The organism is Sessilibacter corallicola (genome assembly GCF_021290925.1).
GTDB lineage: Bacteria > Pseudomonadota > Gammaproteobacteria > Pseudomonadales > Cellvibrionaceae > Sessilibacter > Sessilibacter corallicola.
The window spans coordinates 825,854-839,995 of record NZ_JAJSLX010000002.1 but is presented as its reverse complement, the minus strand read 5'-3'; the positions used below and the strand labels follow the sequence as shown (position 1 = coordinate 839,995).

Annotated in this window: 10 protein-coding genes; 4 read left to right on the top strand and 6 right to left on the bottom strand. The window is 43.8% G+C overall.

The features are described 5' to 3' along the window. Positions 1-39: 39 nt before the first annotated feature. A complete protein-coding gene (locus LU361_RS10885) occupies positions 40-327 on the bottom strand; it encodes an FmdB family zinc ribbon protein (protein WP_233088873.1) in 288 nt (95 codons plus the stop codon). A gap of 563 nt (positions 328-890) precedes the next feature. Between LU361_RS10885 and LU361_RS10880 the strand changes: the two genes are divergently transcribed. The 3 genes from LU361_RS10880 to LU361_RS10870 all read left to right on the top strand — a co-directional run bounded on the left by LU361_RS10880 (position 891) and on the right by LU361_RS10870 (position 4,629). Next, positions 891-2,006 carry an HD-GYP domain-containing protein gene (locus tag LU361_RS10880; RefSeq protein ID WP_233088872.1) on the top strand — a complete coding sequence of 372 codons (1,116 nt, stop codon included), beginning with the start codon at positions 891-893 and terminating at the stop codon, positions 2,004-2,006. A gap of 223 nt (positions 2,007-2,229) precedes the next feature. Further along, positions 2,230-2,601 (top strand): HU family DNA-binding protein, encoded by a 372-nt coding sequence (locus LU361_RS10875; protein ID WP_233088871.1) that lies wholly within the window; start codon positions 2,230-2,232, stop codon positions 2,599-2,601. Positions 2,602-3,228: 627 nt separating this feature from the next. Then, positions 3,229-4,629, top strand: a complete 1,401-nt coding sequence (locus LU361_RS10870) for an MFS transporter (protein WP_233088870.1) — start codon at positions 3,229-3,231, stop codon at positions 4,627-4,629. Positions 4,630-4,698: 69 nt separating this feature from the next. On the opposite strand, the gene LU361_RS10865 is transcribed toward LU361_RS10870, so the two are convergent. The 5 genes from LU361_RS10865 to cobA form a co-directional block, all read right to left on the bottom strand. After that, positions 4,699-5,358 (bottom strand): histidine phosphatase family protein, encoded by a 660-nt coding sequence (locus LU361_RS10865; RefSeq protein WP_233088869.1) that lies wholly within the window; start codon positions 5,356-5,358, stop codon positions 4,699-4,701. Between the two features lie 78 nt (positions 5,359-5,436). Continuing rightward, positions 5,437-6,744, bottom strand: a complete 1,308-nt coding sequence (traF, locus tag LU361_RS10860) for a conjugal transfer protein TraF (protein WP_233088868.1) — start codon at positions 6,742-6,744, stop codon at positions 5,437-5,439. 351 nt (positions 6,745-7,095) lie between these two features. Then, entirely contained in the window at positions 7,096-7,428 is a 333-nt protein-coding gene (nirD, locus tag LU361_RS10855; protein WP_233088867.1) for a nitrite reductase small subunit NirD, read from the bottom strand. A 42-nt stretch (positions 7,429-7,470) separates the two neighbouring features. Then, a complete protein-coding gene (gene nirB, locus LU361_RS10850) occupies positions 7,471-10,017 on the bottom strand; it encodes a nitrite reductase large subunit NirB (protein WP_233088866.1) in 2,547 nt (848 codons plus the stop codon). 14 nt (positions 10,018-10,031) lie between these two features. Then, a complete protein-coding gene (cobA, locus tag LU361_RS10845; RefSeq protein ID WP_233088865.1) occupies positions 10,032-10,844 on the bottom strand; it encodes a uroporphyrinogen-III C-methyltransferase in 813 nt (270 codons plus the stop codon). Positions 10,845-11,379: 535 nt separating this feature from the next. Between cobA and LU361_RS10840 the strand changes: the two genes are divergently transcribed. After that, positions 11,380-14,094, top strand: coding sequence for a molybdopterin-dependent oxidoreductase (locus LU361_RS10840; protein ID WP_233088864.1), 2,715 nt, complete (start codon positions 11,380-11,382; stop codon positions 14,092-14,094). Positions 14,095-14,142 lie beyond the last annotated feature (48 nt).

The following is a 14,142-nucleotide window of genomic DNA, read 5'->3' as shown; positions in this document are numbered from 1 at the left end:
TGGCTGCTTAAATTTTGTCGAGAGCGACCCGTTGCAAACTTAACTGGTCGCCGCTGGTGTACTTTTTGTCTTACTCGAACCTGAAGACTGCGTTCCAGACTCTTGGGATTTGCTATCAGACGAAGAAGTGAGGTTTTTCTTCTTACCGGATTTGAAGTCTGTTTCATACCAGCCACTGCCGGATAACCGAAAACCTGCCGCTGAAATCTTCTTGGTCAAACTTAAATTATTACACTGTGGGCATTGAGTGAGAGGGTCGTCAGACATTTTCTGTAATGCTTCAAACTCATGGTCACACGACTTACATACATACTCATAGATAGGCATAACAATCTCCTAGTCCTTCCACATACCGCTTTACACGTGGCTTCGGCGAAGCTGGAATACAACTCTCAAGCCCGAAACGCTCGCCTAGCGTCAATCGGCGCCTGAACCCTGTGCAAAGTATTTTACATCTGCAAAAGCGGCGCATTATAGCGCAATAGCCAACGATATAAACATCAAAAAACACCATTTAACCGTTGTATAAATAGCTTTTGCCTTATCTCGCAGATACAGACTATTTCGGGACAGTTAGCGCTATTTTAAAGGTTGATGAGTTCAACTTTTCGAAACCGGTGCAGACCAAAGACCGAAAACACAAATAAATCCCACCCAGAAGACTAACCGAACAAATTATTCACCAATATCAAATTTTTGATTGTTTATTACACATATAACTCACTGATTTATATACTAAAGTCTTGGTAGCTACTGGTGAAGTAAAAGCGTCATTTTCCTCTGCTAGTCTGAAATACAACAATTCAAATTGGCTCGATTCTCTCGTTTATGACGCATAAAGCCAAAGGAACGGCAGCAACACGCTTTTCATCAGAGGAGTCTCACAGATAATGCTATTTAGCTCGCCAGAATTTCTAGAAGAAAGTTCAGGAATGGACCTGCTAGAAAATATTGATCAGTTTCATACAACCTGTACGCAATTGCTCTTGCATCTTGAATTTTCCCCCAATGACAAATCGGCACTGGAAAATTTGAATCAATCGGTACGTCAAATAAAGAGCTTGTTGTTAGTTGAGCGAGTTAACGTTTTATCGCCACTGATTCAAAGTGTAGAAGACTTACTGGAAGAACTGAGTTCAAACACATTAGCGTTAACTACTGCGCTTAACGATGTCTTGCTGTTGTGTTTGCTGCTCATTCGAGAAACTGTCGAGAAAATCACATTCGGTAAAATTGAAGAGCACGAAAGCCAAGAAATTAAAGATTTGTGTCGACACACAACAAAAATTGTTACCGCCGATGAACATCAAGTAACACAACAAATTGAAAATGCTCTGAGCCAGTTATTACTCGAACATCAAACCGTCCCAACTCAGTTACTGCCGACATCCGCAACAACAACCACGCTTGAAAAATTGCCTCAGTGGTTGACCAATTTTGGCATCGACCATCACGACGATTTACTGTTGATGCTCAATCTTACACCGGCTGTCGAAAGTCGATCGCCGCGCTGGGCAGGTCGAACAGAATTAATTACTAAATTATCGCTACTGATGAATCAGAAGGCGAATAATCCGTCAGACCCAAATCAATTAGCCATGGCGGCAATCGCCCACGATCTTGGAATGACATTTATTCCGCTTGAGATTCTGCATAAAAACCAGCCGTTTAACGACTTAGACCAATGTACTATGCGAGACCATTTACGCTTGGGAGCAGAACCGCTAAAACGACTGGGTTGGCTCGAAGCCAGTGAGATGGTTTTACAGCATCATGAGTACCATGATGGCTCCGGTTATCCGGTAGGCTTAGAAGAATCTCAAATTTGTGACGGCGCTAAAATTCTCGCCATTGCAGACAGTTATTTTGCGTGTAGTGTTGGTAATGAATATCGACAACAACGTCAAAGACCCCAATATCGCGCGATCATGGAAATCAATCGTTTCAGCGGCACTCGATTCAGTCCATTTTGGGTAAAAATGTTTAATCAAGTGACTACTCAGTAATTTTTTATCGAAAAAAATAGGGCAAAAACGTATTTTTTCAAATAAAATTATTGCGGAGCTTATTTTTATACTATATATAATGTGCTGCGGGCGCTATTGCGCGTCTAAGATGTAATTCTATACTTTAAATACAGTATTTCTTAGCCACAATAAGCGCACCTGTAGTTTTAAATTTCAACCTGCGCCCGTGTTTCAAACAAATATCAACAACAAGGAACCCAGTATGGCCGTCCGCAAATCTCCAGCTGCCGCTAAAGCAGCGCCTGTTAAACGTATTAAGCCTATTGCAGAACGTTACACTAAAACCCAAATCTTGACTCAAATCTCTGAAAACACCGAAGTCCCTAAAAAACAAGTACAAGCTGTTCTTGACGAATTATCGGACATCATGGCTGGCCATCTTAAAAAACGTGGCGGCTGCGGTGATTTCGTTCTTCCTGGTCTCTTAAAAGTAACTACTGTTAAGAAGCCTGCGAAAAAAGCACGTAAAGGTATCAACCCATTCACTGGCGAAGAGACCGTGTTCAAAGCAAAACCTGCTAGCATACAAGTTAAAATTCGTCCGCTTAAAAAATTAAAAGAAATGGCCGAATAAGTGCCGCCTGGCCAGACTCTGGGCTCACACTACACGCTACATCTGTTGATGAAACAAAAAAAGCAGCGATAACATCGCTGCTTTTTTGTCTTTATTTACTTACCTTTTCAATCGATCATGAAACTTTCATGACAATTTTCAATACAGAGTTTGTAATTTGTTAATAACCAACTGATTGCACGTACAATACATTTAATTAAGTTTTACTCTCACCCTTTCGAATTGACCCAATCAAGAATCCATCCCAGATAAACAATCCACTTTACATACCAGTGTTTGTTTTCAGCTTGTCGAATATCCTCAATTGCGCATCTCACAAAAATCTAGATGCTCGCCATCAAAACCCATGTTACGACTTACGTAGAATCCCTCTGGTAAAAATACCGACAGAACTTTTTGTGGCAGAGCGTTACTCGCCTTGCAAACAACACCCACTCTTTTTTGCAGTGCACAATTTGAGAGTCACAAGGCTTGGGGTTAATCACAGGTTTCTTAAGAATGTGTAGAAAACGTTTTACCACTGGCGTAACAGACCGAAATTATTTCTACCGGTGTCCCAGCTAGGTTCTTCAAGTTTGATATGATAGTCATCACACACGCCCGACTTGTTGTATTACCGAGGTTGATTTGACTCCAGAACAAACCCAAGCCTACTACCAAGACAATTCCAAAGCCCAAATCTACGCCATGCTCGTTGTTAGCTTTGGAGCTTTTTTGGGCCCGGTCACCTTGGCTACGGTCAACGTTGCTCTGCCAACGATTGCCAATGCATTAAATGCCGATGCGGTTTTGATCGGCTGGGTTCCGACTATATTCTTGCTGGGTAATATCGCGCTGATGCTACCGTTCAGCAAATTGGCCGATAACATCGGTAGAAAGCGCGTGTATCTGATTGGCATTATTACCAATACCGTCGGCACATTATTGGCTGCGATGGCCAATGACATTTACTGGCTGATCGCTTGTCGCTTTATTCAAGGTGTCGCCAGCGCCATGATTTTTGGCTGCTCCATGGCGATACTGACTTCCGTGTTTCCACCCAACAAACGGGGCCTTCCCTTAGGTGTTAATGCATTTGCACTTTACTGTGGTTTGGCCGTCGCGCCTGCGCTCGGGGGCTGGGCAACGGAGTATTTAGGTTGGCGAAGTGTTTTTTGGATTCAAGTTCCAGCACTGTTTTGCTTGATGATTGCCATTACTCGATTAAAAGGTGAATGGAAAAACCCGAGCGTCGGCAAATTTGATTGGCTCGGTTCCAGTATTTTTGCGGTTTGGAGTGTGTGTTTAGTCGTGGGTTTATCCGGCTTACCCAAACTTGAATATTCCGCCTTGTTACTGGTGGGCATCGCCTGCTTAGTTTGGTTTATCAAACATCAAAAAACAGTCGCGAATCCGCTGGTCAGGCTCAGTTTATTCACAGAACACAAAGGTTTTACGCTGTCTTTGATTGCGACTGTGGCAATGTACGCCGCCAGTTATCCGATTTCGATCATTGCCAGTATGTATTTACAATACATTCAAGGCATGAGCCCAAGCCAAGCCGGTCATATCATGCTCTTACAAGCCGTCGCAATGGCGCCACTAGCGCCAATTGCTGGCAAACTGTCTGATAAATTCAATGCTCGAATCATCGCCGCTATCGGCTGTGTGTTCGCGCTCGCCTCATTTATTTCATTCTCACAGGTACACGCCGATTCACCGGCAATGGTGATCAGTTTAATTATGCTGGGATTGGGGGTTGGTTACGGCTTCTTCACAACACCGAATAACAACGTCGCCATGCATTCAATTGAGCGAAAAGAACTGGGGGCGGCTGCAGCACTGATCAACTTATCGAGAACAACTGGCAACACTATTGGCATGGGTATCGTGACGCTTTTGATTAGCCACTACATCGGCTCTACGCCCATTACCGAGAACGAAAGTCCATTATTGTTGCAAACCATTCAAACCAGTTTGGTATTTGCCTCGGTTTATTGTTTTATCGCACTGTGTTTATCGCTGGCGGGAAAAAAGGGACAGTATTAAGATTGGATTGGCTACGCTGATTATGGTGAAACTGCAATCAGCGTTACCAATAATGGCACCAGAATGTGATTAATCTAACGCTTCAATTTTATTAAAACCGCTGAAAGCAACGCGATGCTGCTTTTCTCCTGACTCTGAAATTTGAGTCATAATTTTAAGCCGAATCATTCCGGCGAACGGAATCTCAAAAACTCTGAACTGCTCAAACGGCATTTTTAAAATATGCAGCAGCAACACACGCATCGCCGCCCCATGCATTACCTTTAAAACATGCTCGCCCAAATGGTCATCCACCACCTTCTGCCACGCAAGCGCCAAGCGTTTTTGAACATCGCTTATGTGTTCACTGTTGGGAGGAAAATAATTTTCAGGGTCGTTATAAAACTTTAATACAAACTCAGGATCGGCCTTATAAATTTCTTTCGTTAACTGACCTTCCCAATCGCCGAAACTCATTTCGCGGATATTTTCTTCGATTCGAAGAGGCACATTCCACTGCTCGGAGTGATGCTTGGAAAAAAGCAAGCAACGCTTTAAAGGCGAAGAAATAATTTGGCTCCAAGGAGCTTTGCCGTCATCGTTGAGTAACGGCTGCAAAGAATTAGCCATCTGCTGCCAGCCCAACTCAGTTAATACAACATCGGTTGAGCCCCGATAAATTTCACCGCCCTCACACTGACCGTGACGCAAAACATCAACCACGGTTGTTATCGTATTTGTTGAATTCATACTCTAGATTCTGTTTAATTTTAACAAATCAGTTAAGTTATTGATCGATACCACTACCCTAGTTTATCGGTCTCAACACTACATCGTCCAACCAAACTGCAACGCAGCGGCACTTGAATCACTACTTTCACTGATCGCTGCGTCCATTAAGAATCGACGCCAACGAAAGCCAAATCCTAGAGAAACTTGGCTGTCGGCGTCCGATGCCTGATCCTGTCGAAATCCAGCGCGCAAAGAAAACGTACGCCATAACTGCCAATTAAAACCGAGCGCAATTTCTTGGGTTTCAGACTCAGTTCCGACGGGTTTAATCGGGATTAAATCGTAATCTAAACCCAATTGAAAACGCTCACCTCGATAGGCAAGGCCCAATCTTGGCTTGGTACCAATAAACACTTCGTTGCCCAATTCGGTGTCGATACTGCGCTCAAACACATCTTTGACGGCAATACCAGCGGCCCAAGGACCGTAAGAGCTGGCGACACCAACGTCCAGATTTAACACTCTTTCACTCTGATCCGAGCTTTCAGTAATCACTTCGTTGTTTTGAATATCGAGAATCGCTTCGTAGGTGAAAATATTTGAAAATTTCGGCGTCAACCCAAACGCCACTGGCTGCCCCCAAACATCAAATTCGTAAGCAAAGCTAACCCCTACCTCAAGCGCTGCTGCACCCACAGCGCTGGCGCCACTGGTTAAACTGGTTCGTGGATCAATCAAACTGCCGTCGGCATTGAACAGTTCCGGGTGCGCCTCTCCTCGCGCACCGGCACTGGCGATGAATTCAAGCCCTTCGCTGTAATCGTTAAGAAGCTCCAGGTCTTGTGGCGTAATATCAATTTCTCCGCCGCCGAGACCACGAGCACCTAGGTAAAAACCGCCACCTTGGCGCACACCTGGTTCCACCAACGCTACGCCTGCGAAGCCATCGAGGGATAGATTTGAGTCTGATAAATTATTCAATGCAGACAGTAAATCATCGGCAGAGACTACCACCGCCGAGGCATTATCAACGCCTGGAGCGGCGTTAAATTGATCCACAGAATCGCTGAGTTGATCAACTAATTCGTCATCGTCAATGTCTTGAATATCAAACGCTGCTTCAGGAATTTGAATACTGGAGGTGGGCAGATAAAAGCGCCCGGTATTTTTAACGTCTTCGTCGGTGTCGTGAAACGCAAGCAACGCCGGGTTATAAAATTGGGCGTTGTCGATAGAAGAAACTGCAACGCTTGCGCCACCCATAGCTAGCGCCTTCGGTTCAAAAATTCCGAAACTGGAACTATGAGCGTGCTGAGTAAAAACGGTCACCGCAGAAATTACTGCAATTGCTCTGATCGGTTGAACAGTTTGTCTTAAAAGAGATTCCCAATAACTGCATTCCATTTGATGTGTTCCAAACCATTGATTGTCGAGCAGTACCTAAAAAACCGCACTGTCTGTTATTAAATCGAATAAATCCTAATATGGTACGAAATTCGTTACAGAAGTTCGCACACAGTTCATGGTTTTTGAACATTTAAATCGTTTCGAAGGGAGTTAATGCTGAAACCTAGAAGCAATCGACATTTCTGACTATTGATGAGGGAAATCGACAGAAAAGGAAACTTATAAAAACGCAGCCGATAAAATAACCACCCGGCTATTTTAAAACTACCGCACAAATTTCAGACACAAAAAAGGGTAGCAACGCTACCCATTAAGACAGAGAACAACTTTTGGTAAAATTGTAAAAAATTAGCTGGCTTTAATTTCTATTGATTCTCCGTTTTTACGCACAGAGAACGTTTTAATTGACACCTCAGAGTCTTCGACACACTGACCTGTCTGTAAATCAAAATGTTGCTTATAAAGCGGGCTAGCAACAACAATTGATTCGCCAATAGAACCAGTCATACCACGCGCCAAGACATTGGCATCACCAATAGGATCGTAGTTACTGACTGCAAATAATTGGCTGTCTTTACGAATTTTAAAAACAGCAACTTGCTCACCTTCAACCAAGGCACACAATCCCGTTCCCGGAATTAGATCTTGATCTTGACAAACTGCAACCCATTTTTCAGACACAGGACTCTCCTCTACCACGAATTTCAATGTGATATGTAATGACTAATCAACAAGCTCAATTAAATTGACTTTGTCTTCACGTTCTTGTTTTGTTGCCGGACGACGCTGACCACGTTCAGCGACAAAAGCAATATTGCTATCGGATTCGTCAGAATTAATAAAATGACTAAAGCGCTTTAATTTCTCGGGTGACTCTAGTGTTGTTTTCCACTCACACTGATAATTGGCGATATTATTTTTCATTTCAGCTTCAAGCTCATCGCCAATATTTAAGGAGTCGTCTAGGATCACTTTCTTGAGATAATCTAAACCGCCTTCAAGATTTTCTAACCATACCGAGGTTCTTTGTAAGCGATCTGCCGTTCGAATATAAAACATTAAGAAGCGATCAATTGTCTTAATTAAAGTTTCAGTATCCAAATCAGTAGCGAATAAATCCGCGTGTCTCGGACGCATACCACCGTTACCACAAACGTATAAATTCCAGCCGTTATCGGTTGCGATAATACCAACGTCTTTACACTGAGCTTCGGCACATTCGCGCGTACAACCCGAAACCGCAAATTTTAATTTGTGCGGAGCGCGCAAACCTTTGTAGCGATTTTCGATATCGATAGACAAGCCAACGGAATCGTCAACACCGTATCGACACCACGTACTGCCAACACAGGATTTAACGGTTCGAACTGATTTACCGTATGCGTGACCGGTTTCAAAACCTGCGGCAACAAGTTGTTTCCAAATTAGGGGTAACTCGTGCAATTGCGCACCAAATAAATCGATACGCTGACCACCGGTAATTTTGGTGTATAAATTAAATTCTTTTGCAACTTCACCAATTACAATTAATTTATCCGGTGTAATTTCACCGCCAGCAATACGAGGAACTACCGAGTAGGTTCCATCTTTTTGCATATTGCCGAGATAAATGTCGTTGGTGTCTTGCAAACCGATATGATTGTCTTCAAGAACGTAGTCGTTCCAGAAAGACGCTAAAATAGAACCAACGGTTGGTTTACAAATATCGCATCCGTGGCCTTTACCGTGACTTTCTAGCAATTCATCGAATGTGCGAATTTTTTTCACGCGCACAATGTCGGCAAGCTCTTGACGTGAATACGCAAAATGCTCACAAATATCGGTATTAACTTCGTAACCCAACGACAACAAAGACGCATCCAATACTTGTTTTGCCAGTGCCGCACAACCACCACAACCGGTCGAAGCATTGGTGACTGATTTAATCGCACCCATATCCGTTGCACCTTCGGCAACAGCGGCGGCGATATCGCCTTTAGTAACATCAAAACAAGAACAAATTACGGCGGTATCTGGCAGTGTATCCACACCCAGACCTGCAGCTTCGCCACCTTCAACCGACGGCAATATCAACGCTTCTGGTGATTCTGGCAATTCCATATCGTTGAGCATTAATTGCAGTAAACTGCCGTACGCGTCAACGTCGCCAATCAATACAGCGCCAACGACTTTTTTGCCGTCTTCAGAAACAATAAGGCGCTTATAAACTTGCTCGACATCATCGCTGTAGGTGTAGCTCAAACAACCGGGTGTTTTCCCGTGAGCATCACCAATACTTGCTACATCAACACCCAACAGTTTTAGCTTGGTGCTCATATCGGCGCCAAGAAATTGCGATTCTCCAGATTCAGTGATGGTCTCGGCCGCCACTTTTGCCATGGAATACCCAGGAGCAACCAAACCAAATATTTTTCCGTCCCAAAGCGCACATTCACCTACGGCATAAATATTGGGATCATTGGTTTTACATTGATTATCAATAACAATTCCGCCGCGCTCACCAATCTCTAAACCCGATTGTTTCGCTAACGCATCTTGTGGTCTGATGCCTGCGGAAAATAAAATCATATCAGTTTCTAGGTGAGAACCGTCGGCAAAATTCATGCGGTAACGACACTGTTCGCCCGCAACGATTTCGGTGGTAGCTTTTTCAGTATGAACACCTACCCCTAAATCTTCGATTTTCTTTCTTAATAATTCACCGCCGCCCTCATCGAGTTGAACCGCCATTAAGCGCGGTGCAAATTCTACAACGTGAGCTTCAATGCCAAGATTTTTTAACGCGTTTGCCGCTTCTAAACCCAGCAAACCACCACCGACAACAACACCGACTTTTGAACACTTCGCCGATTCGGTAATCGCCTCAAGGTCTTCAATCGTTCGATACACTAAACAGTGTTCTTGATCGTTACCCGGAATTGGCGGAACAAATGGATAAGATCCGGTAGCCAGCACCAAAGAGTCATAAGCTTCTTTTCTGCCACTGTCGGTAACTACGTATTTTTCTTCGCGATTAATTTCAGCAACGCGCTCATTGAGTACATAGTTAATACCGTTATCTTGGTAGTAGCCTTCGCTCGTTAGCATTAAATCATCTGCCGTAGCGCCAGAAAAATAACTGCTTAACTGAACACGGTCATAAGCCAAGCGAGGCTCTTCTGAAAAAGTAATAACTTCATATTGATCTATGCTAGAAGTTGCAAGCATGGAATCAATGAATTTATGCCCAACCATGCCATTACCGACAACCAATACGCGTTGCTTCGCCATAGTTATATCCTGTGTTAAACCAAATGTAGGTGTTGCTGAAAAGTATTAAGATTTTTTAATAACGTGAGTTCTTTCGCGACGGAAATAACCTTACCCACCACAATCAAAGCGGGCGCCGATATTTCGTGCGTGCTAACTGTTTTGAATAATTTATCCAATTGATCGGAATAAATTTTTTGATCAGGAGTGCAGCCTTTTTCTACGATCGCAAATTCTGTGGTTGCCGGCATGCCTGCGGCTATTAACTGCTCTTGAATCAAACGAGCTTTGCCAAGCCCCATATAAAAAACAAGCGTGTTGTTACTTTTGACCAAGCTGGACCAATCCACATCTAAGTGTTGTTCCAACCCTCGCTCCGTGCGTGCGTGCGCAGTAACAAAGGTGCAACCATGAGAAATACCGCGATGAGTCAGTGGAATACCCGCTGAGGCAGTACAACCAACCGCAGCGGTTATGCCGGGAATAACGTGCCAATCAATTCCAGCTTTCGACAGAGCTAACGCTTCTTCAGAACCACGCCCAAAAACAAAAGGATCACCACCTTTTAATCGACACACAGTTCGACCTTGTCTGGCCTCTTCGATTAATAGCTCACACAGTTCTTCTTGACTGACACTGTGATCCGAACAGCGTTTACCGACATAAATCGCCTGAACATTGGCTGGAAATAATTCTTTTATTTCTTCACTCACCAAGGCGTCGTAAAAAATTACGTCGCACGATTGAATTGTTTTAAGTGCTTTTACAGTGAGTAAATCAGGGTCCCCTGGCCCTGCGCCAACCAGAAACACACGGCCAAGATTAATGTTGGTTTGATCGAATGGCATTTATCACGGTACCAATTAAAAATTAGCTTATTGTTTGATTCGAATGCACCGATTTTCTGCCTTATAAAAGGTTTCACCAGAAAACCAGGTTGTATCGGATTTATTACATGCACTCGTAATTTCTGTATTCACTAACAGCAAGCTAAATGCCACTCTATTATTTTTTCCAGAGCATTAAATTTTTTCTATATATTTCAATAAGTTAACAAAACTCGAATTTTACTTACCGATTTTTCTGGGTTATTACGCCAATATCATTTTGCACCACATAAAACCAATAATTATGGAATACTTATTTTATGGTTTTATTTGGTGCAATTATTAATGTTATATTTTGCACCAATTTAGATCATTGATATTTTCACCATTCCAATAAAGGTACATAAAACCGAAAATACTCAGATATACCGGGCAATCTTCCTATAATAGGTGCTAGTTTCGCGCCATAGCCGTGCAAAAAAATGAATTTGGTTCGCTTATTGCACTTCGTTTCTCTTATAAAACTTCATGAGCTCAATAAATCAGGAGAAACGGGGTGAGCCTGACTTCATCTGTTAACTTAGACTGGATAAAAACCACGTGCGCCTATTGCGGCGTGGGCTGCGGAATTGAAGCGAAAGCAGAAGAAGTTTCGCCCGGCGGCGAAATTATTGTAAAAGTCAGAGGCGACGAAGATCACCCAGCTAACTTTGGGCGTTTGTGCTCTAAAGGGCTCGCGCTGGGCGAAACCGCAATCTCTGATGGCAGATTATTAAAACCCAGCATCAATAATGTCGATTGCACTTGGGATCAAGCGCTGGATCACGTCGCGGATAAATTTAAAAATATAATTGCTGAACACGGCCCGGATGCTGTGGCTTTTTATGTAAGCGGCCAGTTGCTCACCGAAGACTATTATATTGCCAATAAATTAATGAAAGGATTTATTGGCACCGCCAACATCGACACCAATTCCCGATTGTGTATGTCTTCGAGTGTGGCTGGGCATAAACGAGCGTTTGGATCAGACACCGTTCCCAATGTTTACACCGATTTTGAATTATCAGATTTAGTTATTTTGGTCGGTTCGAATTTAGCTTGGTGCCATCCTGTTTTATTCCAGCGATTAAAAGAAACCAAAGCACAGCGCCCAGAAATGAAAGTTGTTGTGGTTGATCCAAGAGCAACCGATACCTGTGCTATTGCCGATCTGCATTTAAAACTGCAACCGGGAACAGACGTCGCTTTGTTTAACGGGTTATTGGTTGAACTGGCAGAAAAAAATTGCCTCGACTCAACATATATCGATTCGTTTACCGAAGGTTTTGAATCCGCATTAACCAGCGCACGCAATGAATTTTCATCTCAACAAGCGCGCAGCGAGGCTTTAGGGATTCCTTTAAATGATCTACAACAGTTTTACGATTGGGTTTGCGCAACCGAAAAAACACTGACGGTTTATTCCCAGGGGGTTAATCAGTCAAGCGCAGGCGTCGATAAAGTTAACGCCATTATTAATACCCATTTTGCCACAGGCCGAATCGGTAAACCTGGTTGTGGCCCGTTTTCGATTACCGGCCAACCCAATGCAATGGGCGGCAGAGAAGTGGGCGGACTGGCCAATACCTTAGCGGCTCATTTAGAATTTAACGACGAAACCGCGTACAAAATTGTCAGTGAATTTTGGCAAACCGATCGTCTGGCACAAAAACCCGGTTTACGAGCGGTTGAATTATTTGACGCTATTGATGAAGGCAAAGTAAAAGCGGTTTGGGTAATGGCGACCAACCCTGTGGTCAGTTTACCAAACGCCAACAAAGTTATTTCCGCACTGCAAAAATGCGAATTGGTTGTGGTCAGCGATTGCATTGAACACACCGATACCGCCGAATACGCACACGTAAAATTACCCGCCCAAGGCTGGTCAGAAAAATCTGGCACAGTAACTAATTCAGAACGCAGAATTTCAAGACAACGCAATATTCTGCCCCCCAAAGGTGAAGCGAAACCCGATTGGTGGATTATGTCGGAAGTCGGCAAGCGCTTGGGCTTCGAATCGGCGTTCAGTTACAACAACGAAGCCGAAATTTTTCAGGAACACGCGCAGTTAACAGCGTTTAAAAATAATGGCAGTCGAGATTTAAATTTAGCGGGACTGTCTTCTTTAAATCTCGAGAAATACAATCAGTTATCGCCGGTACAATGGCCGTGTGACTCCCAAGAAAAAATTGCCGAACAAAACACCGACTCAGCACCCATTCGATTATTTTCTGAAGGCGGCTTTTTTACACCGTCGGGTCGCGGACAATTTATTGCTGTTGAACAAAAAGCGCCAAAAACAAAAACCTCAAAAGAATACCCACTGGTTTTAAACACCGGGCGCATCCGCGACCAATGGCACACCATGACTCGTACCGGATTAGCATCGCGTTTAGGTGCTCACAAACCGGAGCCGTTTTTATCCATTCACCCACAAAGCGCTGAGTCTATTAATGCCAAAAAAGGCGACATTATAGAAATCACCAGTCGCTGTGGTTCTGCTCTTGCCCGCGTTAACATTACCACCGATGTATCGCCCACTCAGGTGTTTATGCCAATTCACTGGACCAACATGACCTCCTCAGCCGGACGCGTGGGTGTGGTGGTAACACCAGAATACGATGATATTTCCGGTCAGCCTGAAGCTAAATTCACACCGGTTAACATCAAAAAGCACGATGTAAACGCCGAAGCGATGGTCGTCTCTAGAGACGATTTAGACCTGCCGTCGTCGATTTATTGGGCGCGACAAACCATTAATAACGGTTACTTATATTATTTGGCCACGCAAGACTCCCCACAGCAGTTGAAGCAAATCATCGACACCGTCCTCCCCCAAGAGGCCGACGTGAACAAACTTCAATTCAACGACAGTGGCAGTAATGGCGGATCGCGATTCGCTCGAATTCGAGCTGAGCAAATTTTGGATTGCGCCATTGTTGCTGAAAGCTTGGCAGAGCAAGATTACAGTTGGTTGGGTGAATTGCTGTCATCCAAACCGGACATTGAAGCGAAGCGATCGATCTTGAGTGGAACACCAAGCGGCCGCTTGGCAACCGGTAAGCTGATCTGTGCCTGTAAACAAATCGGCGTTAAAACTATTCAGTCGGCGATTGAGTCTAAGAACTTGTCGACAGTAAAAGAAGTTTCCTTGGCAACAACGGCAGGCACCGGGTGCGGCACCTGTATGAGTGAAATTGAACAAATTTTGAAAGAAACACTCAGTGCTTAGTGTGTAGTATTAAGCGTCTTTTTATGTCATGTTGGCGTTGATCTCCAG